The organism is Intrasporangium sp. (assembly GCF_030452765.1).
In the GTDB taxonomy this organism is placed as follows: Bacteria; Actinomycetota; Actinomycetes; order Actinomycetales; family Dermatophilaceae; genus Intrasporangium_A.
In genome coordinates, this window is record NZ_JAKDLO010000005.1 from 22,531 (window position 1) to 45,532 (window position 23,002).

At 72.0% G+C, this 23,002-nt stretch carries 18 protein-coding genes; 17 read left to right on the top strand and 1 reads right to left on the bottom strand.

Features of this window, described 5'->3' with window-relative positions; genetic code table 11:
- Nucleotides 1-7 precede the first annotated feature (7 nt).
- From L0H79_RS01340 to L0H79_RS01420, 17 genes are read left to right on the top strand one after another with little or no spacing between them, the layout of a single operon-like run.
- Nucleotides 8-535 carry a phage tail protein gene (locus tag L0H79_RS01340; RefSeq protein ID WP_301482734.1) on the top strand — a complete coding sequence of 176 codons (528 nt, stop codon included), beginning with the start codon at nt 8-10 and terminating at the stop codon, nt 533-535.
- Nucleotides 535-1,287, top strand: coding sequence for a hypothetical protein (locus L0H79_RS01345; protein WP_301482735.1), 753 nt, complete (start codon nt 535-537; stop codon nt 1,285-1,287). The genes L0H79_RS01340 and L0H79_RS01345 overlap by 1 nt, the downstream gene beginning before the upstream one ends.
- Nucleotides 1,284-2,213 (top strand): hypothetical protein, encoded by a 930-nt coding sequence (locus L0H79_RS01350; protein ID WP_301482736.1) that lies wholly within the window; start codon nt 1,284-1,286, stop codon nt 2,211-2,213. The genes L0H79_RS01345 and L0H79_RS01350 overlap by 4 nt, the downstream gene beginning before the upstream one ends.
- Nucleotides 2,210-3,421 (top strand): DUF4255 domain-containing protein, encoded by a 1,212-nt coding sequence (locus L0H79_RS01355; RefSeq protein ID WP_301482737.1) that lies wholly within the window; start codon nt 2,210-2,212, stop codon nt 3,419-3,421. Before L0H79_RS01350 ends, L0H79_RS01355 begins: the two co-directional genes overlap by 4 nt.
- Nucleotides 3,418-5,373, top strand: a complete 1,956-nt coding sequence (locus L0H79_RS01360) for an ATP-binding protein (protein WP_301482738.1) — start codon at nt 3,418-3,420, stop codon at nt 5,371-5,373. Before L0H79_RS01355 ends, L0H79_RS01360 begins: the two co-directional genes overlap by 4 nt.
- Nucleotides 5,373-5,633, top strand: a complete 261-nt coding sequence (locus L0H79_RS01365; RefSeq protein WP_301482739.1) for a hypothetical protein — start codon at nt 5,373-5,375, stop codon at nt 5,631-5,633. Before L0H79_RS01360 ends, L0H79_RS01365 begins: the two co-directional genes overlap by 1 nt.
- Nucleotides 5,630-6,862 carry a DUF4157 domain-containing protein gene (locus L0H79_RS01370; RefSeq protein ID WP_301482740.1) on the top strand — a complete coding sequence of 411 codons (1,233 nt, stop codon included), beginning with the start codon at nt 5,630-5,632 and terminating at the stop codon, nt 6,860-6,862. Before L0H79_RS01365 ends, L0H79_RS01370 begins: the two co-directional genes overlap by 4 nt.
- Nucleotides 6,862-7,521, top strand: a complete 660-nt coding sequence (locus L0H79_RS01375; RefSeq protein ID WP_301482741.1) for a hypothetical protein — start codon at nt 6,862-6,864, stop codon at nt 7,519-7,521. Before L0H79_RS01370 ends, L0H79_RS01375 begins: the two co-directional genes overlap by 1 nt.
- A gap of 1 nt (nt 7,522) precedes the next feature.
- The gene (locus tag L0H79_RS01380; protein ID WP_301482742.1) at nt 7,523-7,822 is read left to right on the top strand and encodes a LysM domain-containing protein; all 300 of its coding nucleotides are present in this window, start codon (nt 7,523-7,525) and stop codon (nt 7,820-7,822) included.
- 3 nt (nt 7,823-7,825) lie between these two features.
- Entirely contained in the window at nt 7,826-8,941 is a 1,116-nt protein-coding gene (locus L0H79_RS01385) for a hypothetical protein (protein WP_301482743.1), read from the top strand.
- Nucleotides 8,938-9,438: a phage baseplate assembly protein V gene (locus L0H79_RS01390; RefSeq protein ID WP_301482744.1), complete on the top strand. Its 501-nt coding sequence runs from the start codon at nt 8,938-8,940 to the stop codon at nt 9,436-9,438. The genes L0H79_RS01385 and L0H79_RS01390 overlap by 4 nt, the downstream gene beginning before the upstream one ends.
- On the top strand, nt 9,438-9,755 hold the full coding sequence (locus L0H79_RS01395) for a hypothetical protein (RefSeq protein ID WP_301482745.1): 318 nt from the start codon (nt 9,438-9,440) through the stop codon (nt 9,753-9,755). The genes L0H79_RS01390 and L0H79_RS01395 overlap by 1 nt, the downstream gene beginning before the upstream one ends.
- 9 nt (nt 9,756-9,764) lie before the next feature.
- Nucleotides 9,765-10,124, top strand: a complete 360-nt coding sequence (locus L0H79_RS01400) for a GPW/gp25 family protein (protein WP_301482746.1) — start codon at nt 9,765-9,767, stop codon at nt 10,122-10,124.
- Entirely contained in the window at nt 10,121-12,430 is a 2,310-nt protein-coding gene (locus tag L0H79_RS01405) for a putative baseplate assembly protein (RefSeq protein WP_301482747.1), read from the top strand. The genes L0H79_RS01400 and L0H79_RS01405 overlap by 4 nt, the downstream gene beginning before the upstream one ends.
- On the top strand, nt 12,427-15,297 hold the full coding sequence (locus L0H79_RS01410) for a hypothetical protein (RefSeq protein ID WP_301482748.1): 2,871 nt from the start codon (nt 12,427-12,429) through the stop codon (nt 15,295-15,297). Before L0H79_RS01405 ends, L0H79_RS01410 begins: the two co-directional genes overlap by 4 nt.
- Complete coding sequence (locus L0H79_RS01415) at nt 15,294-17,438, top strand: hypothetical protein (RefSeq protein ID WP_301482749.1); 2,145 nt, start codon at nt 15,294-15,296, stop codon at nt 17,436-17,438. Before L0H79_RS01410 ends, L0H79_RS01415 begins: the two co-directional genes overlap by 4 nt.
- Nucleotides 17,439-17,449: 11 nt before the next feature.
- A complete protein-coding gene (locus L0H79_RS01420; RefSeq protein ID WP_301482750.1) occupies nt 17,450-21,736 on the top strand; it encodes a DUF6519 domain-containing protein in 4,287 nt (1,428 codons plus the stop codon).
- Between the two features lie 143 nt (nt 21,737-21,879).
- Here L0H79_RS01420 and L0H79_RS01425 read toward each other — a convergent pair whose 3' ends face one another.
- The gene (locus tag L0H79_RS01425; RefSeq protein ID WP_301482751.1) at nt 21,880-22,842 is read right to left on the bottom strand and encodes a hypothetical protein; all 963 of its coding nucleotides are present in this window, start codon (nt 22,840-22,842) and stop codon (nt 21,880-21,882) included.
- Between the last annotated feature and the right edge of the window lie 160 nt (nt 22,843-23,002).

The window sequence follows — 23,002 nt, forward strand, 5'->3', positions numbered from 1 at the left end:
GGAAGCCATGGCCGAGTTCAGTGTCAACACCTCGCGGTTCGATCCGTACAAGAACTTCAAGTTCCGCGTGAAGTGGGATGGTCGCTACGTGGCGGGTGTCTCGAAGGTCGGGGCCCTCAAGCGGACGACCGACGTCGTCAAGCACCGCAGCGGGGGCGACCCCAGCTCGAGCCGGAAGTCCGTCGGCCGCACCGAGTATGACGCCATCAGCCTCGAGCGGGGCGTCACGCACGACCCCGAGTTCGAGAAGTGGGCGAACAAGGTGTGGAACTACGGCGCGGGCCTCGGTTCCGAGGTCTCGCTGAAGGACTTCCGCAAGGACGTCATCCTCGAGGTCTACAACGAGGCCGGCCAGCTCGCCATCGCCTACAAGATCTATCGCTGCTGGGTCTCCGAGTACCAGGCACTTCCGGACCTCGACGCCAACGCGAACGCCGTCGCCATCCAGCACATCAAGCTGGAGAACGAGGGATGGGAGCGCGACCAGGAGGTCACCGAGCCCACCGAGCCGACGTTCACCAACCCGTCGACCTGATGCGTACCGTCGCGGCCGACACGCTGCTCTCCCACTGGGAGAACGGCCGCGGCCGCACGCCCGCTGCCCGGGCGCTCGACCTGCTCGTCGCCGTCTCACGGGATGCGTCGAGCGACGAGCCGCCGTGGTCGGTGTGGGGCCGCGATCCCGGGCCGTGGACCGTCGGACACCGGGATGCTGCTCTCCTGTCGCTGCGTGCCTCGACCCTCGGGCCGACGCTCGATGCGGTCGCGGCGTGCCCGGCATGCGGTGAGCCGGCGGAGCTCGAGCTCGATGCCGCAGACCTCGTCGAGCGTGCCGAGGGCCCTGTGGCGACGCCGCTCACCGTCCGGGCCGGGGGGCACGTGGTGCGGTGTCACGTGCCCACGGCCGCCGACCTCGCGGCGGTGACCAGCACGGGTCCGGAGTCCGTGGACGACCTCTTCACCACGTGTGTGGAAAGCGCGACCACCGCCGGCCGGACCGTGACCGCGAAGGATCTCCCGCTCCGGGTTCGCGCAGCGGTCGAGTCGGCCCTCGAGCAGGCCGGTGCGGACGCCGAGACGACGCTGTCGCTCTCGTGCCCTGGCTGCGACCACCGATGGGTCGCAGCGCTCGACCCGGCCGCGTTCGTGTGCGCCGAGCTCGACCGTGAGGCCTTCGCGCTGGCCCGCGAGGTGCGCGCGCTGGCGATGACCTACGGGTGGTCCGAGCGAGACATCCTCGCGATGCGCCCGTCCCGTCGCCGGCTCTACCTGGAGGCGGACCGGTGAGCAGCTACCTGCAGCGGCTCGCAGCGCGCGCGACCGGCACCGTGCCGTATGCCGCCGCGCCTCGAGTTCGGTCGCGGTTCGAGCCGACTCCATTGCCACCCGCCTCGTATGTCGGCGCGGCACGTCCCCCGGTCCCCGACTTCGCCACCGCTGTCGTCGACGAGGACGGGGGCCCAGCGCCGACCGAGGCGGCCCTCGTGGGCATCCCGGCGGATGTCGTTACGCCTCTGGCTGGCCCGGCAGCGCCGGCCCTGCCCTCGGCTGCGGCACGTGGCCACCGTGACCCGGCTCTGCGCCCTGAGGTCGGTGACCGGCTCACGGCATACGTCGACGGCGAGGTCGCCGGCGGATCTGGGTCGCCCGAGCCCGACCCACTGGCTGCGCGGGCCGTGTCCGCGTCCGAGCGCCCCGAGCCGAGCCCGTCGCCGCGTCCTGCCCGGCGATCCCCACGGCGCGACCCGGGTGGGGACGACCCGCCGTCCTCGGACGGGTCGCCCGATCCGGTCGACGACCCCAGCGGCAGGGCCGTGACGGGACGTGCGTCCACACGCTGGAGCGAGGACCCGGGGCCCGCTGCCGGCGCGCGGCGGGAGGCCCCGGCATCCGCGGACCGGTCCGTCGACGAGCCGTCCGACGGCCCCGGGCTCGTCAGTGCGCGCGGTGACCCGTCGCCCCGTCCGGTCGCACCGCGCGAGACGAGCCCTGCGCCGACGTGGTCGGCCGCTCCCACCCCGGGCCGCGAGGCCGGCGCGCTCGACACGGTGCCCGGGCCGGCGGCAGGCGGTGAGCCCGCCGTGACGGTGCACATCGGGCGAGTCGTCGTCCGCCCAGACCCCGCGCCCGCGAGCCCGGTGCGACCCTCGCGCTCGCCGGCGGCGCTGCTTCCGCCGCTGGCCGACTACCTGCGCGAAGGGAGGGCACGGTGAGCAACTTCCTGGCAGTCGCGACGGTCACCGCGGCCATCGAGCGTCTTCTGCAGGCGGCCGTCGAGCAGGACGTGGCCGGAGCCAAGGTCGTCCTCGACCGGCCCGACACGAAGAAGACCGGCCCGATCGTCAACGTGTTCCTCTACCAGGCGGTCCCCAACCCCGCGCTGACCAACGCCGACCTGCCGGCCAGACGCGTCGACGGGTCGCTTGCTCGACGCCCACGGACCGTGCTCGACCTGCACTACCTGCTGACCTTCCACGGCAACGACGGTGAGCTCGAGCCGCAACGCCTCTATGGCAGCGTGATCCGGACCTTCACGGCCCGCCCGGTGCTGACGCGCGCCCTCGTCAACGCCGTCGTGGCCCAGGCCGGGACCAACCCGCCCAAGCACCCCTCGCTCGTCGACTCGGACCTGGCCGACGCCGAGGAGGTCTGCCGGATCAGCCCGCTGGCGATGGACGTGGAGCAGATGTCCCGCCTCTGGGCCGAGTTCCCCCAGGCCGCCTATGTCCTCAGCAGCGCCTGGACCGCGTCGCCGGTCGTCATCGAGTCCACGGACACGCCGATGCCGTCCGCCCCCGTCCTCCGCAGCGCGCTGACGACGACCCTCCTGCGCCACCCCGCCATCGAGTCGGTCGAGCCGGTCACCGACCCACTCGCTCCGCTGACCGCGGGAACCGCCTGGCGGATCCGGGGCACCCAGCTGCGCGGCGACGACACCGTCGTGCGCGTCGCGGGTCAGGCGCTCGTGCCGACGTTCGCCTCGCCGACCGAGCTGCGCGTCGACGTCGCCCCGCCCAGCGCGCTGCGGGCCGGACGGGTAGCCGTGGAGGTCGTGCACCAGGCACTCGTCGGCGATCCTGCAGAGGTGCGCGGCGAGCAGGCCAGCGCGGTCCGTCCGGTGTCGTTGTGCCCGCAGGTCCTCACCGCGACCGCGGCAGGGGGCAACGTCGACGTCACGACCGACGTGCCCGTGCGCCGCGGGCAACGGGTCGGCCTGCGGCTGCTCGCCCCGGCGACCGGCGAGGTCGTGCGGACGCTGCCGCTGACCGTGGCCGACGCCGACTCGACCGCCCTCAGCCTGCCCTTCCCGAGTGGCCTGAGCGGGAGCCACGCCGTCATCGTCGTGGTGGACGCGGCGGACAGCCCCCTCGACCGCGACCAGAGCGGTGCGATCGTCGGGCCTCTGGTGAACCTGCCATGACCACCAGCCCGCGCCTGCTCTCCGCCGACGCCAGCCAGCGGGACCTCGTCGCGGCGCTCGGACAGGTCCGCGCCGCCCTCGAGCGGCACGCCCACGCCGGTCGGAACGCGGCCGCCGACGTGGTGACCACCGACCTTCCGCACGCTGATCTTCCGGCTGCCGACGGGCCGGCCGTCGACCCAGCCGACGGGGCCCTCTCCGCACTGTGCCAAGGGTTTTCGCTGTCCACCTTCGAGCGAGCAGTGCTCGTGCTCGCGGCAGGCCCCGACCTCGACGGGTCGTTCCCGGCGCTGTGCGCGGACGCCCAGGACGACCCGCACCGTCCATACCCGACCTTCGGCCTCGCGTTGGCAACCCTGCCGGACGCGCACTGGTCGGCCCTGAGCCCAGCCGGCCCACTGCGCTGCTGGCACCTCGTCGAGCTGTCCGGCGGGCAGTCACCGGCCCACGACCCGATCCGCGCCGACGAGTACGTGCTGCACCTGCTCACCGGCGCCGGGTCGCCCGACCCACGACTTGCCGGGATCGCCGAGCCCGACGACCGGCCGCCCACCACCGCCACGGCATCCCTGACGACACAGGCACGCCTCCTCGCCGGCCTCTGGGGCCCGAGGCCCGGCACGTCCGGCTCGGCGGTGCTGCCGTGCCTCGTCAGCCGCGACCCGGGCAGTCGTCTGGACCTCGCCCGCCACGCGGCCGCCCTGCTCGGCCTGGACGTCCTCCTCGTCGACGCCCGCGCCCTGCCCGGGCACCCCTCGGACGTCGCGCTGCTCACCCGGCTGATCGAACGTACCTGCGTGCTCGAGGGCCGGGTCGCGGTCATCGAGCTCGACCCGGACGACGACCCTGGGTCGGGCGCCGCGCAGCGACTCGCCGACCAGACGTCAGTTCCCGTCGCACTGTCTGCCCGCGACCTCGCCCGGGGGCGGAGACGGCATACGGTGCCGGTCGAGGTCGGCCACCCCACGCGGGTGGAGCAGCGGGAACTCTGGTGCGAAGCCCTGTCCGGCCCCGCGGACGCCATCCGGGAGGGCGTCGATCACGTGACCGGCGCCTTCGACCTCGACGCCGGCACCATCGCCAGCACCGCTGACCTCGTCCGGGCCGGCATGTCGCTCTGGGAGGCGGCCCGGCGAGCCACGCGGCCGCGCATGGAGGCGCTGGCCCAACGCATCGAGCCGTCCGCCACGCTCGACGACCTGGTGCTCCCCGCCGCCCAGCACGCGAGGCTGGCCGAGATGGCGGTGCACGTGCGGCATCGCGGGACGGTCTACGGGGACTGGGCCATGGGTCGCAGTGGGCGTGGTCTCGGCACCACGGCGCTGTTCGCGGGTCCGAGCGGCACGGGGAAGACCATGGCCGCCGAGGCCCTCGCCGCCGATCTGGAGCTCGACCTCTACCGAGTCGACCTCAGCGCCGTCGTGAGCAAGTACATCGGCGAGACCGAGAAGAACCTGCGGCGGCTGTTCGATGCCGCTGACGATGCCGCCGCTGTGCTCCTCTTCGACGAGGCGGATGCCCTCTTCGGGCGCCGGACCGAGGTCCGCGACAGTCATGACCGCTACGCCAACGTCGAGGTGAGCTACCTGCTGCAGCGCATGGAGCAGTACCGCGGCATCGCCGTGCTCACGACCAACTTCCGGGAGGCCCTCGATCCCGCCTTCTCACGGCGACTGCGGTTCGTCGTCGAGTTCCCCTTCCCGGACACCGCGGCCCGACTGGAGATCTGGCGGGGCACGTTCCCACCCCAGGCTCCCGTCGAAGGTCTCGACCTGTCGGTCCTGGCGCACCTCAACCTCTCCGGCGGCGGCATCCGCTCCGTCGCCGTGAACGCTGCCTTCCACGCGGCGGACGACGGCGGAGTGGTGCGGATGCACCACGTCCTGCGCGCGGCCCGGGCCGAGCTGGCCAAGCTCGACCTCTCCTTGCCCGACCTCGAAGGAGCGTCGTGATGGCACCGACCCCGGCTGACCGCCCTGCCTCCGCCCCGTGGAGGATCGTCATCGACGAGATCGAGGTCCGGGGCAGCACGCCCAGCGCGGCCGCCATCGCTTCGGCCGTGGAGCGATCCGTGCTCCGGGCGTCTGGTGGGACTGCGCGCATGGCGACCCGGTCCGCCGTGGCTCGTGAGGTTGCGGGCGCGGTGACCGGCGTCGTTCCCGCGCCGGCCCGCGAGGATCGTCTCGACGCGCCCCGGAGGGCCGGCTCATGACCGTGACCCGTCGGCTCGCAACAAGGCCGCGACGTCCCACCGCAACCCGGAATACCGCGGTTCCACAGCTCACCAGTGGCCCGACAGGCGTCCAACGGTGCGGCGGTCACAGCTGCCCGCCGGGAGGATGCGGCCGGGACGAGACCGAGGTCCACCGGCTGGCTGCCCATTCGGGCCACCCGCCGGCGAGCACCCGGTCGGGCCGTCCGCCCGCAACCGCGCCACCCGTCGTCGCCGACGCCCTGCGCTCCCCAGGACGCCCGCTCCCCGAGACCCTCCGGCAAGACATGGAGACGCGCTTCGGGCACGACTTCGCCCGGGTACGCGTCCACGACGGGGAGCTGGCTGCGCGAGCCGCCGCGTCGCTCGATGCAAGGGCGTTCACGGTGGGCAGCGATATCGTGCTCGCCCCGGGCATGTGGTCGCAGACCCGTTCCGGCCGGAGGCTCATCGCGCACGAGCTGGCTCACGTGGTCCAGCAGGGCCCGATCCGGCCCGAGGCGGCCACCGGTCTGCGGGTCTCCTCGGAGTCAGACGCGGCCGAGGCCGAGGCAGAACGGGCAGCCAGCCTCGCGGTCGAGACCTCCCCGCCGGAGCACGCCCCCCGCGAGGCGGGCGCCGGTGCGAGTGGCGCCGGGGCGGGTCGCGCCGGCGCGGCGGTCGCTCGCGTGCCCGATCCCGAGCCGGTCGTCGGCCGGCTCCCGTTCGGCATCAGGCTGCCGACCGGACTCCGCGGGCTCGACCCCAGCGAGGAGGCCCAGGGGCGAGCGGTCTACGGCAGCAGCATCACCTACTCCCTGGTGCGGCTCAGCGACGCTGCCGGAGTTCACGGACGCGGGTTCACAACGGTCGCGCCACTGGGGTTCGTGGTCATCAACGTCGGACCCGGTCTCTACGGGAGCCCCGGCAGCGACCGCGACCTCATCGTCCACGAGCTCGGGCACGTCTGGCAGTCGCAACACCACCCCAACCCCGCGCAGTTCATGGTCAACTCGGTGGCGAGCCAGGCCGCGGCCTCCGTGGCCGGTGGCGACCCGTACTGCTACGTCGCGGGCAAGCCCTTCGGGCTGTATGCCGCCGAACAGGTCGCCGAGTCCGCCGAGAACGGCGAGCCTGCGATCGTCTCGCACATGTCGTCGGTCCCCGCCGGCCTGCCCGATCCGGCCAACATCGTCAGCCTCGGAATTCCTCGCTGGGAGACCCGCGGCGCACCGGGGGTGAGGTGCTGATGACGACCTTCCCGGGCTCGCCGAAGACGGCGCGCGGCGCACTGATCGGGCTGGACCTGGTCAACCCGCTCGCCAGTGTCATCGTGTTCCAGTACAACCCCGACGAGGTCACCCGCACGGTCACGGCCAACGCCTCGAGCGAGGGCGGGTCTCCGGGTGAGCAGCTGCGGCTCAAGGGCCCGCCGTCGGAGTCCATCTCCTTCACGGTCGAGGTCGACGCCGTCGACCAGCTCGAGCGCGGCGACGCGCTCACCGTGTCGCTCGGACTCACCCCCGTGCTCGCATCGTTCGAGCTCCTGCTCTATCCCAAGTCCCCGGTCGTGATCGCCAACTCCCTGCTCGCCGCAGCCGGGCTCGTGGAGGTCGTGCCGATGGAGGCCCCGTTGGCCGTCCTCGTCTGGGGGCCGCAGCGGGTCCTGCCGGTACGTCTCAACAGCTTCACCATCACCGAGGAGGCCTTCGACCCGGGCCTGAACCCGATCCGGGCGAAGGTCGGCCTCGACCTCAAGGTCCTCACCTACGAGGACCTGGGCCTGGCCAGCGCAGGCGGCGCGCTCTTCCTGGCCCACCAGATCACCAAGGAGGCGATGGCCACGATCAACAGCGCCGCGAGCCTGGGTGACTTCTCCGCATCGGCCAGCCTCGGGATCGGGGGCTGAGATGTTCGCACCGGGCAGCAGGTATGGCGGCCTCGAGATCCGTGACATCGTCCTGGCCGACCCGGACGGGACGACGCGCTCCGTGCCCTACGTCGTGCGTCGGGTCCTCCCGCGCCTCGACGACCAGGCCGCCCTGGCCGTGCACCGGGTCGCGCCCGGAGAGCGGTTGGACGACCTGGCGGCGCGCTACCTCTCCGACCCGACGCGGTTCTGGATGATCTGCGACGCCAACCCGGTGCTGCGGCCTGCGGAGCTCGACGTGCCCGGCCGGTCCTTCGTCGTGGCGATGCCGAGGCGGTGACCGATGCTCGAGAGCGCCCTGGGAATCCGCCTGCTGCTGTGGACCGGCCAGACTGTGCCCCGGCCGCAGCCCGCGCTGCTCGACCCGCTGAGCGAGGTCGAGGTCGTCAACGACGCCGAGTCCGGCGACGGGTTCCGCTTGACCTTCAGGGTCACCAAGGATGCCCTCGGGCTCTACGACGTTCTCGACGCCGGCACGCTCGACCCCATGACGCGGGTCATCGTCGGGGTGGTCCTCGGCGTCGTGCCCGAGGTGCTCATCGACGGGGTGGTCACGCGGCACCACGTCATCCCCGGTGGGCGGCCCGGGGAGGCCACGTTCGCCGTCGACGGACGTGACCTCACGCCGAAGCTGGACCTGCAGGAGCGAGACGAGGCCCACGACAACCAGCCCGACTCGGTCATCGTCACGAAGCTGCTCATGCGCCACCCGGAGCTCGGGCTGATCCCCCAGGTGGCTGCGACCACGGACGTGCCCATCGAGGTCCAACGGATCCCACGCCAGAACGGCACCGACCTGGACTTCATCCGAGACGCCGCGTCCCGCAACGGTTTCGAGTTCTACCTCACCCCCGTGACCGTCGGCGTCAACCGCGCCTACTGGGGCCCGACGGTGCGGGCCGGGGTGCCCCAGCCGGCCCTGACCACCGGGATCCTCGGCTTCGAGAACGTCACGTCGCTCACCTTCGGCAACGACGCGCTGGCGCCGGTCGGAGCCTCCGGCTCGGTCGTCGAACCCCTCACGCGCACCACCATCCCGATCCCCGCCCTTCCGCCGTTGCGGCTCCCACCGCTGTCCGCGCAGCCGGCCACGGCCCTGCGCTCGACCCGCCTGCGACAGGTGGCCGGAGCCGGTCCCCTGCAGGCGGCGCTCGCCTCGGCCGCCGCCGCGACCCGGGCACCGGAGCCGATCACGGGCAACGGGCAGCTCGACACGATGCGGTACGGTGCCGTGCTGCGCGCCCGCGGGCTGGTCGGAGTCCGCGGGGCGGGGCGCACCTACGACGGCACCTACTACGTGCGCACTGTCACGCACCACGTCAAGAAGGGCGCGTACACGCAGTCCTTCAGCCTCAGCCGTGACGGCACGGGCTCACTGCTGCCGGCGGTGCGGCCATGAGCACGCCGTTCTGGGGGAAGTACCGCGGGGTCGTCAGCGACAACGCCGACCCTTTGCGGATCGGCCGGATACGTGCCACGGTCCCCGACGTCTACGGTGGCGACGAGAGCGGGTGGGCGATGCCGGCTGCCCCGTTCGGCGGGGCGGGCAGCGGGTTCTTCGCGATCCCACCGACCGGCGCCGGCGTCTGGCTCGAGTTCGAGCACGGCGACCCCGACTACCCGGTGTGGTCCGGCTGCTGGTGGGGCTCGGCGGCCGACATGCCGCCCAAGCTGCTCCTGTCCCCCACCGACCAGGTCATGGTCGTCACACCTGGGGGCAACACCCTGACCCTCAGCGACGTGCCGGGCGTCGGCGGCGTCATCCTCGAGACCGCTGACGGCGCCAAGATCAGCATGACCTCGGTGGGCATCGAGATCGACAACGGCCAAGGCGCGTCCATCAAGCTCACCGGGCCGATGGTGTCGGTCAACAGCGGCGCACTGGATGTGATGTGATGCCCGGCTTCCTGCTCCACGTCGGCGCCACGGTGCTGTGCATGCACGGGGGCCAGGCACAGCCCACCGTCCCCCTGCCGCGGGTCATGCTCGGCGGGCAGCCGGCGGTCGGGCAGTCCGGTCCGTATGCCGTCGCGGGCTGCCCGTTCGTCCCCCCGGCGGCCGGGCCGTGCGTCACCGCCCAGTGGGTGGTCGCCGCGACGCGCGTCCTCTCCGGTGGGGTGCCGCTCGTGCTGCAGGACAGCACTGCGGTGTGCACCCCGACCGGCACGGGGCTGCTGCCGGTGGTCGTCCAGGCCCGCGTCAAGGGCACCTGAGGAGGCCTCGTGGACATCGACTACCCGCTCCACCTCGACGCGCAGGGCGGCACCGCGCTCACCAGCGCCGGTGACCACGTGCGTGACCTCATCGAGCAGGTGCTCTTCACGAGCCCCGGCGAGCGCGTGAACCGCCCGCACTTCGGTACAGGGCTGCTCCAGATGGTCTTCCTGCCCAGCTCCGAGCCCCTCGCGGCCGCCACCCAGGCCGCCGTGGCCGCCGCCCTGGGGCAGTGGCTCGGCGACCGCATCGAGCTGCACGGCGTCGAGGTGGTCGCCCGCGAGTCCACACTCGAGGTCACCGTGCGCTATGCCGAGGCCGGGTCGGGCGAGCAGCGGGTCGCCACGTTCACGAGGCCCTCACCATGAGCACGCCGGCCCGCCCGCAGTACCACTGCGGCAACCAGCGCCGCCGTGAGCAGGTCCGCGCCGCCGGCACGCTCAACGGCATCGACTTCCTCGAAGTCAGCGACGACCAGCGCGTGCTCAACGTCCACTTCCTGCAGCCGATCGAGGGAACGGGTGTGGTGCCGCCCGGGCTGGCGCTGACGGCGGAGCACATCACCGTCGTCGGAGGCGAGCACGGCCGGGGAGCCGACGTCACCGAGGTCCACGGGACGGGTAGCGCGCTCGCGGTCACGGTCGACGCCCCCGGCGACTTTGCGGCATACGAACTGCGGGTGCAGGAGCCGGGGACGGGCGGGCAGGTGCCGACCGGCGTCGACCCGCGCCTCGCGACCGTGCTCTTCAGCTTCAAGGCAGGGTGCGAGACCGACGCAGACTGCGCGATGCCGGAGCAGTGCCCGCCGGACCCGGCGCCCGAGCCGGTGCTCGACTACCTCGCCAAGGACTACGACAGCTTCCGCACACTCATGCTCGACCGCCTGGCGGTGACGCTTCCGGGGTGGACCGAGCGGCACGCCGCCGACGTGCAGGTCGCGTTGGTCGAGCTGCTGGCCTACGTCGCCGACCACCTCAGCTGGACCCAGGACGCCGTCGCGACGGAGGCCCACCTCGGCACCGCCCGGCGGCGCTCCTCGGTGCGCCGCCACGCCCGGTTGCTGGACTACCGGATGTCGGAGGGTGCCAGCGCCCGGACGTTCGTGCACGTGACCGTCTCCACGGGGCTCACCGTCGCACGGGGCACGGCGATGACTGCGTCGGACCGACCCGGCGCTCCGGTCTTCGAGACCCTCCATGACCTTGCTGCGCGCCCGGCCCACAACGAGCTGGCGCTGCACACGTGGAGCGACGAGGAGTGCTGCCTGCCGCGAGGTGCGACGCGCGCGACGCTCGTGCGGCCGCCGGACGCCGCCCTCGGCGTCGGCGACCTGCTGGTGCTCGAGGAGGTTGCCTCGCCGGACGGTGGACCGCCCGATCCGGGCCACCGGGCCGTGGTACGGCTCACCGACGTGCGCGAGGCCACCGATCCCCTCGACGACACCACGTTGCTCGAGGTCGTCTGGGACGGTCGCGACGCGCTCGCCGAATCCCTCACGGTCAGCTCTCGCGGCACCGCGGTGCTCGTCGCCCGCGGCAACATCGCCGTCGCTGACCACGGGGAGACCCAACCAGCAAGGGGATTCGTGGCCGAGCTCCCGCCGCCCGGACCTTGGCGACCGCTTCTGCCCGACGGGCCGTTGGCTCATCGCGTCGCGTATGAAGCGAGCGCACCCGCCCGGGGCCTGCTCGACGTCGACCCGGCCGACGCGGCGCCGGAGGTCTTCCTGCTCGACGGGTCCGACAGGTGGGAGCCGGTCTCCGACCTGCTCGGTGCCGGCCCGAGCGACCCGGCATTCGTCATCGAGACCGAGGACGACGGCTCTGCCCGGGTGCGCTTCGGGGACGACGAGTACGGACGACGACCGGCGGCCGACACCGACTTCGACGTCATCGCCCGGATCGGTGGAGGGACCGCGGGGAACCTCGGACCCGACGCCATCAACTATCTGGTGCTGCCCGTGTCAGGCGTGGACGCCGTGCGCAACGTCACGTCGGCCACGGGTGGGACGGCCCCCGAGTCGACCGAGCGCGTGCGACTCGCCGCGCCCCAGGCGTTCCGTCGGCAGCGGCGCGCCATCACCACGGACGATTACGCGGCCGTGGTGGCCGCGGTTCCCGGGGTGCAGCGGGCGGCTGCATCGGTGCGCTGGACCGGGAGCTGGTATGCCGCCCACACCACCGTCGACCGGGTCGGCGGGGCCCCGCTGACGACGGACGGTCTCGACCAGGACCTGCTGCGAGCGCTCGGCCGGAACCGGATGGTCGGGGTCGACGTGGCGGTCCGAGAACCCGCCCGGGTGCCGCTCGACCTGGCGCTTCAGATCTGCGTGGCCCCGGGGGCCGACGGGGCCCAGGTCGAGCGCGGAGTGAGGCGGCGTCTCGGCAGCGGGCACCTGCCGGACGGCCGGCGGGCGTTCTTCCACCCGGACGAGCTGACGCTCGGCCAGCCGCTCTACCTGAGCCGGCTCCACCAGGCGGTGCTCGAGGTGCCCGGGGTGCGCTGGGTGCAGGCCACGCGACTGCAACGTCTCGGTGAGGAGTCCTCCGGCGAGCTGGACGCCGGCGTGCTCTCCCCCGGGCCGCTGGAGGTCATCGAGCTCACCGTCGACTCCTCCCGGCCCGGTGGGATCACCACCGGCCGACTCGACCTGACCTTGGCGGGTGAGCGATGAGCACGATTCCCGAGCTCCCACTGTCGGACTGCGGCTGCGCGGGCGCCACCGCCGCAGGTGACGACGCGGCGCTGACCTTGCCGACGACGAGCAACCAGACAGCGGCCGTGCAGGGCCGCACCCAGAACCCCGAGCCGGGGGCCACGGTCCTGAGGTGGCGCTCCGGGACCCAGCCGGGATACCTCGAGTCGATGCGCCGCAGCGCCGCTGACACGCCGGGCGTGAGTCGGCTCCGGGCCCGCACCGACGGAGAACCCGCCGCGGCACTGTTCGACGCATGGGCGTGCGTCCTCGACGTGCTGTCCTTCTACAGCGAGCGCGCCGTCCAGGAGGGCTACCTCCGCACGGCGACGGAGCCTCGCTCGCTGGTGGAGCTGGCTCGCACGGTCGGCTACGAGCGGGGCCCCGGACGAGCCGCGACGACCGTGCTCACGTTCTCCCTCGAGGACGTCCCCGGCGCGCCCACCGTCGTGCCGATCCCGGCCGGCACCCAGGTCGCCAGCCGGCCCGGGCCCGGCGAGACCCCGCAGACCTTCGAGACGGCAGCTGCGCTGGACGCCCGCCCGGAGTGGAACGCGATGCGGGCCCGCACCGCAGCTCCCGACCCGGTGTGTGCCGGCGACACTTCCCTGTACCTGACCGGGCTGGTGACCGACCTGCGAGCCGGCGACTGGCTGCTCTTCGCCTCGCCGCCCAACAAGACCGGTGCGACCGGTTGGGCCATCCGGGTCGCGACGAGCGTCGCACCGCTGGCCGGCCAGGGCGTCACAGAGGTCACCTGGTCAGATCCCCTGCCGACGGCGCTGCCGGCGCCGGAGGTGATCGAGGTCTTCGCGCTGCGCCTCCGGGCGACGCTCTTCGGCGCGACCGCCCCGGACTGGCGGGCCATCCCCGTGGACACCCGGCACGTTTTCGACCCGCCCCCGGTCCTCACCGCCAGTGCCACGAGCACCGCAATGATCGCCGGCGAGACCGGTGTCGCCGGTGCTGGAGGCACCGGAGCGACAGTCGAGCCGTCGAAGATCCTGACGGTCCAGCTCATCGGTCCCGACGACTGGCCCGGTTTCACGGTCGTACCATCCGGCGCGCCGGCCAACACCATCGACCTCGACGGGGCCCACCCCGACGTGGTCCCCGGGAGCTGGCTCGTGCTGCGCGCTCCGGGATCGGCAGGGAGCACCATCGCGCAGCTCTACCGGGTGGAGTCGACGGCACTGGGCAGTCGATCGGACTTCGCCATCAGCGGCCGGACGACGCGAGTTTCGCTGTCGGGGACAGCCGATGTCGCGGGCACCTTCGGCAACCGGCTGCGCACCACCGTGGCACTCGCCCAGAGCCGGCAGCTCGACGTCGCGCCCTCACCCGTCGAGGCGCCCGTGCAGGGCGCGACCATCGATCTCGCCCAGAGCGTGCTTGCCCCACCCGAGGGACACCTCCTCGTGGTGAGCGGCCATCGGCCGGTCATGCGCGTGGCCGACGGCGTCTTCGACCTGCAGGCGCTGCGGCCCACCGGGGCCACGATCCCGCTCCAGCCCGGCGATCTCGTCGAGGTGGCCGGCCCCAGCGCCGCCGCCGGGAGCAAGGCGGTCTGGCCGGTCATCCTCGGTGGACAGGAGGCTTCGGTGACCGCAGGCCCCACCGAGCTGCGCCGGGTGCCACCGTCGCCCACGGCGGAGGTCATCGCGGAGACCGCTGTCGCGGCCGCACCTGTCAGCTCCTCGACCATGGCATCGGCAACGTCATCGCCCGGTGACACGGCCAGCGCGCGGGTCGACACGCTCGTGCTCGCCACTCCGGTGCGCGGGTGCTATGACCGGGCGACCGCCACCGTGTGTGCCAACGCCGTGGCCGCCTCCCACGGCGAGACGAAGACGCAGGTGCTCGGCTCGGGGCAGGGCACTGAGGCGTTCCAACGCTTCGACCTCGCACAGGCCCCCCTCACGTGGGTCGACGGCGTCAGCAGCCTGGCCGTACGGGTGGACGGAGTCCTGTGGACGCAGGTGTCCTCCCTGTACGGCCGAGGACCGACCGAGCGGGTCTACACGGCTCGTACCGCATCGGACGACACCGTCACGGTGCAGTTCGGCGATGGCCGCACCGGCGCCCGACTGCCGACCGGCATCGAGAACGTCCGGGCGACCTACCGCATCGGCACGGGTCTGTCCGGTGTCCTGCCCGCCGGGCGCGTGCAGCTCGTCATGACCCGCCCACTGGGGGTTCGCTCGGCCTCGAACCCCCTGCCGACGGGCCTGGCCGCCGACCCCGACGACCCGGCGGCGTTGCGCGCGCTCGCGACCCGCACAGTGCTCAGCCTGGACCGGGCCGTCTCCGTCACCGACTTCGCCGCCCTGTCCGCCAGCACGCCGGGCATCGCCAAGGCCACCGCCACGGTGTCCGTCGTCAACGAGCGCCACGTGGTCCGCGTGAGCGTCGCTGGCGAGCACGGGCAGGTCGTGGGGGTCGACGACCGGGAGAAGCTGCGCGGGCAGCTTGCAGATGTCTCCCCGCCGCATCGCATCATCGTCGTCGACGCTGCCCAGACCTCCACCTTCGACGTCGAGCTGCACCTGTTCCCCGACCCGGCCTGGGATGCGGCAGAGCTCGAAGCGCGAGTGCGGGAGGCCCTGCTCGCAGCGTTCGGCTTCAGCGCCCGGTCGCTCGACCAGCCTGTCGCCCGGAGCGAGATCTCGGCGGTGGTGCAGGCGGTGCCCGGCGTGCTCGCGGTCACCGTCACGCGTCTCGCCCGGACGACGTCGGGACAGTCATCGGACGTGCTCCCCGCTCGCGACCCCGCGCTCGCGACCCTTCAGGACCCGGCATCCCTCCTGCTCGTCAAGGGGATCAAGATCACGAGGATGACGCCATGAGCAGCGTCGAGCAGCTCTGGCAGCTGCTGCCGCAGGTCTACCGGCTCCGCGACACAGAGGGGGCCCAGTCCGGCTACCTCCGCGGCCTCGTCGAGGTCCTCGCCGGGCAGGCCGACGCCATCGCCGAGGAGCTCGCCGAGCTCTACGACAACTGGTTCATCGAGACGTGCGCCCCGTGGGCCGTCCGCTACATCGGAGACCTCGTCGGAGCCCGCCCGCTGCACCCCGTCGGTACGGCGGGCACCACCCCGCGGGCCCACGTGGCCAACACCATCGCCGCCCGTCGTCGCAAGGGAACCGCGGCCGCGCTGGAACAGGTGGCCAGGGACGTCACCGGATGGCCATGCCACGTGGTCGAGCTCTACCAGCTGCTGGCCTGGTCGCAGTTCCTCGGGCACATCCGCCTTGGTGCGCCCGCGACGGTCGACCTGCACCGCGCCGAGGCCCTGGAGCGGATCGATGGTCCGTTCGAGGGCGCCTGCCGGACCGCCGACGTGCGAGGGGCGCGCACCGGCCGTCCCAACATCCCCGATGTCGCACTGTGCGTGTGGCGTCTCGAGCCGTTCCGCCTGGCGGGGGCCACTGCGCATCCGGTGGGCGGGTCGGCCGGCCGATACCTCTTCGACCCCTGTGGGGGCGAGGTGCCGCTGGCCAACGCCCCGCTGCCCGAGGACTCGATCGACGTGCTGGCCACCGAACGGCACGTGCCCGGTCCGCTGCGGCGACGCGTCCTGACCGACGAGCTCGATGCGCGTCGGCACGGACACGCCCCCACGGCCGCGTCCTTCTTCGGCGACCAGCCCGTCCTGCGGGTCTTCGCCGATCTCGGATCCGGCCTGGCCGAGGTCCCCGCGGAGGAGCTCACTGTGGCCGACCTGTCGGACCCCCCGCCCACCGTGACGACCGGCTGGCGGCGACCGAGGACTCCGCTCGTGGCCGCGGTGGACCCGGTGCTCGGGCGACTCGCCTTCCGCGACGGGTTGGTCCCCAGCCGGGTCGAGGTCGACTTCACCTGTCTGGCTCCTGGCCGCGTCGGAGCCGGACCGTACGATCGCAGCGGGCCGCTTGCCGCGGACGTCCTCGAGCACGCCACGTTCGCTCGCGCCGTCGGCCGAGCCCTGCCGGCCCGGCCCGCACTGACCCGCACCGAGGTCACCACTGCGCTCGGCGACTGGGGGACACCGCAGGAGGGGACCACCGGCGTCGTCGCCGTGCTCGACAGCCGCACGTATGCCGGCCCGCTGAGCGTGACGGTGCCGGCCGGCTGCACGCTGCTGCTCACGAGCGGGGTGTGGCCGCAGGCGGAGGAGGCGCCGACGGCGGATGAGACGCTCGACCCCGCCGACCTCGTCCTCGACGAGCGTCGCCCGGTGATCACGGGCGGCCTGACCGTAACCGGTGGCACCGGTGCGGACGCCGACACGCCCCGAGGGCGTCTGGTGCTCGACGGTCTCGTCATCGAGGGCGGCATCTCGGTGGCCGCGGGCGACCTGGGTCTGCTCCGGCTGGAGCACACCACGGTCGTGCCGGGCAGCGGCCCCGGCGTGCAGGTTGCCGGGAGCAACACCGACCTCGCCGTCGTCATCGACCGATGTGTCACCGGCCAGCTGCTCGTGGCCGGTGAGGGCCCGCAGCTCGTCGCGCGCACCAGCATCGTCGACGGTGGCGGCGGTCCGGCCATCTCGGCGCCCGAAGCAGTCGCCGAGCTCACCGAGACCACCTGTCTCGGCGACGTGACCCTGCGTCGGCTCGATGCCCGCGACTGCCTGCTCGACGGTCGCGTCGACGTGGCGCGCGTCCAGGAGGGCTGCCTCAGCCACTGCTACCTCGCCGAGGCCGTCCGCGCTCCGCGGCGGTACAGGTGCCAACCCGAGATGGCGCTCGCCGCGAAGGACGCCCCGCCGGCGGAGCAGGTCCGAGCCCGCCTCGGGCCCCAGTTCGTGTCTCGGGAGGCCGGCCAGCCGGCATACGGTCTGCTAGCGGACACCACGGCGGTGGAGCTGCTCACCGGCTCCACGAGCAACAGCGAGATGGGGGCCTTCGGGCACCTCATGCGGGCGGCGCGGGAGGCCAACCTGCGCATCGCGCTCGAGGAGTACCTACCCATCGGCCTGCGGGCCGGCGTCATTCACGTGACCTGAAGGGGACGACGATGCATGGTGGAGACCTGACCCGACTGACCTTCGAGCCGTTCCGGCACTACTCGGGAGTGCGGCTGCAACAGGGTCGCGTGCAGCTTGACGCCGACTGGAACGAACAGCTCGACATCAGCGCCCATCGCGACCACACCGCGACCGTCGACACCGTGGGCTCGAGCGGCACCCCACGCGACGCGGGGGGATTCGCACTGACCGCCTCCCCCGACGCCGACGACCTCCTGCTGTCCACCGGGCGCTGCTGGGTCGATGGCAGCCTCTGCGAGACACCGGGCGAGCACACCCCGGCGACCATCGCGGTCGACGTCGCGACGGTCGGGACCACGATTCTCGACGGCTCGGCCCTGGCGGTGCACGACTGGGTCGCCGTCGAAGGGACCGACGGGACAGCGACGGCGCGGGTCGCAGCGGTCGACACCTCGGACCGGACGGTGCGGCTGGACCCGGCCCCTCCGTCGCTGACCGGCCCGGTCCGCCTCTACCGGGTCGCGTCGTACGCGACCCAACCCGACCTGCCGAAACCAGAGCTGACGAAGCAGGACGGCGGGGGGCCCCGGACGTTGGACCTCACCGACGGCCAGTACCTCGCGTACCTCGACGTCTGGGAACGGACCCTGACGGCGTTGGACGCTCCCGGCATCCGCGAGCCGGCCCTCGGCGGTCCCGACACCGCCACCCGGTCCCGGACGGTGTGGCAGCTGCGTCTGCTCCCGCTGCCCGGGGTGGTCGGTGAGCTCACCTGCGCGGACGATCTGGCCACCTGGACGGACGAGGTCTACGCCGCGCCGACCGGGCGGATGGAGGCCTTCGCGACGGCGCCCGCAGCGGACGTCGACCTCTGTACGCCGACGCCCGCGGGCGGCTACACCGGCCTGGAGAACCAGCTCTACCGGGTACAGGTGCACCAGCTGGCGACCGATGGTCGGCCGATCGTGCTCTGGAGCCGGGAGAATGCGTCCGTGGCCGCAGCGTGGACCTCGTCCGGTACCGGGTCCCTCGTCGTCGCGGGTCCTACAGCGGATGCCACCCGCGGTTTCGCGAGCGGTGACCTCGTCGAGCTCGTCGACGACGCGCTGGTCCTGCAGGCCCGCCCCGGCACGCTCGTCACACTGTCCGGCGACCCCACCGGCGACGTGCTCGAGATCGACTCCTCCACTGCCGACGGGCCCGAGACGGCCGACAGCGTCGACCGAGACGACTTCGGCGACCACGCCCAAGTGCGGCGATGGGACTGCAAGGCCGAGCTCGAGATCACCTTCGGCGAGGAGGAACACCTCGAGCACGGCGTGCGGATCCGGTTCTCGGAGGGGACCTACCGCGTGGGCGACTACTGGCTCGTCCCGGCTCGTATCGCCACGGCCGACCTCGACTGGCCACGCGACGCGGACGGTCCTGTCGCCCGGCTCGCGCAGGGGGTCGAGCACCACTACGCCGAGGTCGGCATCGTCCGGGTCGACTCCGGGAAGCTCGATGTCGCGCCGTGCCTGACGGAGTTCCCGTCACTGACGACACTCACCGCCAGCGATGTGGCCGTCGACGGGACCGCGTGCGACCTCCCGGGGCTCTCGACGGTCCAAGACGCGCTGGACCGGCTCTGCCGACAGCACGACCTGCGCCGCCACCACCGGCTCCTGCACGGCTGGGGCATCGTCTGTGGCCTCCGGGTGCGTTGTGGCCCCGACGACGGGCAGGTCCGGCATCTGGTCACGGTCGAGCCGGGCACGGCCCTCGACCCGGGCGGCAACGACCTCGATGTGACCACACCGATCGCGGTCGACGTGCTCGAACGGCTGATGGCCCTCGCCGAGGAGAACCCGGAGGTCATCGACGAGAACGGCAACGCCGACCTCTGCCTCACGATGAGCATGACCGAGCTGGGGCCGGACGGGCAGCCGGCCCTGCAGGTCACGCCGTACACCAAGGGTGAAGACGACCTGCAACACATCCTCCAGGGCACCCTGCTCATGGACTTCTACACCGACTGCATCAAGAGCCTGCACGACTGGCTCCGCAAGGAGTTCGAGCCGCCCGAGGACGAGAAGGGTCTGCCGGTAGGCCCCCAGCGACAGCTCGTCGCCGCCCTCGGCAACCTCGCAATCCAGGTCGTCAACACGAAGTCGGGACGCAACGCCTTCATCTCCCCCCGCGAGGACGACCTGCTCCAGCGCTTCTACAAGGGCCTGCGCGAGCGCCTCGAGAGCGAGACCTTCTGCGCCATGTTCGAGGGCGTACGGACGCCGCCCGCCTACCCCGACATCGCCAAGGGGCTGGACACCGTCTTCGGCACGGGGGGCCACTCCCGGGTGCGGATGCGTCCCGGTGGACGCGAGGCCTGGACCGTCGGCGCCGGCCTCAACCCGCTGCACCCCACCGCCCTGGTCAACCGCTACGACCTCGCCGAGCGGCGTCTCATGTCGAGGATCGACGCCGTGGCCGGCGTCGAGGTCACGAGCGACAACCAGGTCGACACGGGGACGGGCGCCGTGACCGACGTGGCCTTCTCGCCGGACGGCAAGCTCGTGTATGTCGCCGTCCCCACCCGGAACGAGGACAACACGATCTTCCGCGTGGGCCGGATCCTCCCGGACGAGGTGAAGTGGCTCCCGACCGTCACGGTCTGCGGGGTGAAGTGGGTGACCCTCGCGACGACCGCCGCCGACCCCGGCTTCGTGTATGCCATCGGCCACCGCAAGGTCGTCGAGACGGTGAACAACAAGCAGCAGACGACCTGGCACGCCGCGGGTCTGTTCCGGCTCGACCCGCAGAACGTCGACCCGAGCGCACAGCCGTTGCCGATCAACGGCTTCTTCCCCACCGGACACCTCGTGATCACCCCAGAGGGTCTCGCCGTTGCGGCATCGATGGCACAGGACGGCGAGGTCGGTGACTACTCGTACGTCGGGCAGTTCAAGGTGCCTGGAGGCGACGAGATCGGGCCACGGATACAGCTGCCTGCGACGGGCCACGACGACATCGCCGTCGCTACCGCGGCGGACGGCTCAGGCCCGCTGGTCTCCGTGGTCGTCAGCACGGGCGGGACGAAGGCCGTGGCAACGTTCCGGCTGCGCGACGGGGTGCCCGTCGGGGACGGAACCGACCAGGTGCACGGCGGCAAAGGCTCCGTCGGACTGGTCGGCGTCGGGAGCCTCGTCGGCGTCGCGGTGGCGGACGAGTATGTGTTGAAGGTGCTAGATGCGACTCAGGGGCGGGTCCTGCCGGAGGTGGTCATCCCGTTGCAGGTGGGGCCGCTGTCGCTCGCCACCGCAACCACCTCGAGCATGGTGGTGGCCCTCAACTACGGCTCCAACACGCTGAGCGTCGTCCCTCTCCCGCTGCTGCAGGGCGACCCTCGCGTGGACCGCGAAGCCCTGACGGAGTACCGGGCCGGGATGCTGGAGGCCTACGGAGATCTCCTCGGCGGCTTCCTCCAGTACCTCAAGGACTGCTTCTTCGACCACTTCCTCGTCCGCTGCCCACAGCCCAAGGGGACCGAGCAGCTCTACCTGGCCGGAATCAGCGTACGCGCGAAGCAGGTCTACCGGGTGTGCAACTTCTCCCGTCGGCGACACGTGAAGAGCTTCCCGCTCATCGGCTACTGGCTGTCGGCAGTTCCGTTCCTGCCGCTGCTCGCTCGTGAGTTCGCCAAGGCGGCGTGTTCGGTCGTCGTGCCCTTCTTCGCGAAGTACGCCGTGAACCAGGAGGACCCCGGCTCCGACCGGGTGTCGGTGGACCGGATCACCGAGCTGCTCGGGTTCGCGCAGTCCCGGGATCTCGGGGCCAGCATCAGCGAGTTCAGGGCTCGCGGCTCGATGTTCGGCAGTGCGGTCGCCTCGGCCGCCGAGACGCCACCGCAGCCGAGACCGCGCGGAGGATCTCTGGTCGGACGCAACACGGTCGGGCAGCCGACCGACGCAGTCGTGGAGCGTCTCACCCAAGGAGGCGTCAGCGTGACGACGGCGCCGGTGCGCACGAGCGGTGTGCTCGCGCCGATCAGCGACGTGTCGACCTACTTCCGCACAGCGCAACCCGGCGACGCGGTGACTCTCTTCGAGCAGGACGGGAGGGTCCGGTACTTCGAGGTGCACCGCGCCGCCGCGCCGGTGGTGGCTCCGGGCGCGATGCCGGGACCGACTGAGCGGCGTCGACCCACTGGGCAGACTGGGGAGTCCGCGCTCGAGGCGAGGCTGGCTGCCCTCGAGGCGGAGATCGCCGAGCTCAAGAAGGCCGGGCCCGCGAAGGCGGCACGACCCACGCGCAAGCGGGCCGGACCCCCGGACACATAGGGGTTTCACGAGAATCCCGAAGGCCCCTTCAATCGCACCCGCGACAGGAGCACGATGTGCGGAACCGGCAAACCGACGGACCGGTCCGAGACCGGTCCGAGACTCCGAGGAGAGGTCATCGATGGCCGCTGGCACAGCACTCGCTACTTCTGGACGACCTTTCGCAGCTGCCAGAGCATGACCGTGGTGTTGTAGCGGCACACCGTGTCCCACTTCTTGCCACTTCTCTTGCCGCAGTCGGAGTCGGGTCTGTGGACGTCGTTCCACCACCTGTTCGTCATGGTCTCGATGAAGGTGTCGAACCCGGCCTTGTCGTATTGACGGAACCCTGAGATCGCCCCGGGGAGCTGGAAGAAGTTGTCACCCGGGTCGAGCCTCCACTGGTCTGCCCAGAACAACGTCCGTCCCTCGGGCTGGTTGTCCACGAACAGGGTGACGCTGTGGTGGCCGTCCATGATCGCCATCCCGAAGATGTGCCAGCCGAAATCGCTGCCCACCTTGTCCATGACCTTGTCGAACACACTGCTGACGAGCGTCTTCGGCTCCGTGTTGCCGTTGGTCGTCTTCCCTTTCGCGTCGTTGAACTTGACCTCGACACGTGGGTCGGCCACACCGATGCCGGACAGGGTGTCACCCGTGTGCACCATGGTGTACGTCTCACCCTTCTCTCGGAGCTTCGCGAATCGCTTCTCGATCTTCTTCACGACCGGCTCGCTCGAGAAGAGCTTGGGAGCCAGCGAGTGCACGATGGCGATGCAGTTCTGGCGAACCTCGTTCGGCAGGTCCGCCGGTTTCGGGTCATCCTTCCCGGGCAGGATCGCGTTGTAGTGGAACTTGATGAAGGCGCTTCGCACCACGTCTTCGGAGAAGACAGCGCCCTTCTTCTCCTCCGAGGCCCGCGGCTTCCGGCGCTTCGCGGGGAACCTCTTCAGGAGGAAGCGTGCGGCGTCGACGTCGAGGCGCTTGCCGATGCGGGTCTCCTGCAGCGCGATGATGCCTGGCACACCGGCCTCGTCGCGGGTGAAGGCCGTGGCGTCGGGATTGGCGTGGATGAGCCCGACCAGCTCGTTCAGTTGGCTGGTGGTGAACCTCTCGGACAGCTCCACGATCCGTCCGATGTGGACGACCAATCCGACTTTCCTGGGAAGGATGTCGTCGATCTGCGCCAGCCACTGTTCCGTAGGTGGTTTCGGCTGCCGCTGGACGATCGGGGCACCGGCACGCGCCTGCTGCCCGACATGGGCCAGCTCGTGCGCGAGGAGGCGG

Coding starts and splice junctions, on each gene's coding strand:
- L0H79_RS01365 (WP_301482739.1), top strand. CDS start 5,373: ATGGCACCGACCCCGGCTGACCGCCCTGCCTCCGCCCCGTGGAGGATC.
- L0H79_RS01415 (WP_301482749.1), top strand. CDS start 15,294: ATGAGCAGCGTCGAGCAGCTCTGGCAGCTGCTGCCGCAGGTCTACCGG.
- L0H79_RS01395 (WP_301482745.1), top strand. CDS start 9,438: ATGCCCGGCTTCCTGCTCCACGTCGGCGCCACGGTGCTGTGCATGCAC.
- L0H79_RS01390 (WP_301482744.1), top strand. CDS start 8,938: ATGAGCACGCCGTTCTGGGGGAAGTACCGCGGGGTCGTCAGCGACAAC.
- L0H79_RS01380 (WP_301482742.1), top strand. CDS start 7,523: ATGTTCGCACCGGGCAGCAGGTATGGCGGCCTCGAGATCCGTGACATC.
- L0H79_RS01385 (WP_301482743.1), top strand. CDS start 7,826: ATGCTCGAGAGCGCCCTGGGAATCCGCCTGCTGCTGTGGACCGGCCAG.
- L0H79_RS01370 (WP_301482740.1), top strand. CDS start 5,630: ATGACCGTGACCCGTCGGCTCGCAACAAGGCCGCGACGTCCCACCGCA.
- L0H79_RS01360 (WP_301482738.1), top strand. CDS start 3,418: ATGACCACCAGCCCGCGCCTGCTCTCCGCCGACGCCAGCCAGCGGGAC.
- L0H79_RS01420 (WP_301482750.1), top strand. CDS start 17,450: ATGCATGGTGGAGACCTGACCCGACTGACCTTCGAGCCGTTCCGGCAC.
- L0H79_RS01345 (WP_301482735.1), top strand. CDS start 535: ATGCGTACCGTCGCGGCCGACACGCTGCTCTCCCACTGGGAGAACGGC.
- L0H79_RS01375 (WP_301482741.1), top strand. CDS start 6,862: ATGACGACCTTCCCGGGCTCGCCGAAGACGGCGCGCGGCGCACTGATC.
- L0H79_RS01340 (WP_301482734.1), top strand. CDS start 8: ATGGCCGAGTTCAGTGTCAACACCTCGCGGTTCGATCCGTACAAGAAC.
- L0H79_RS01410 (WP_301482748.1), top strand. CDS start 12,427: ATGAGCACGATTCCCGAGCTCCCACTGTCGGACTGCGGCTGCGCGGGC.
- L0H79_RS01405 (WP_301482747.1), top strand. CDS start 10,121: ATGAGCACGCCGGCCCGCCCGCAGTACCACTGCGGCAACCAGCGCCGC.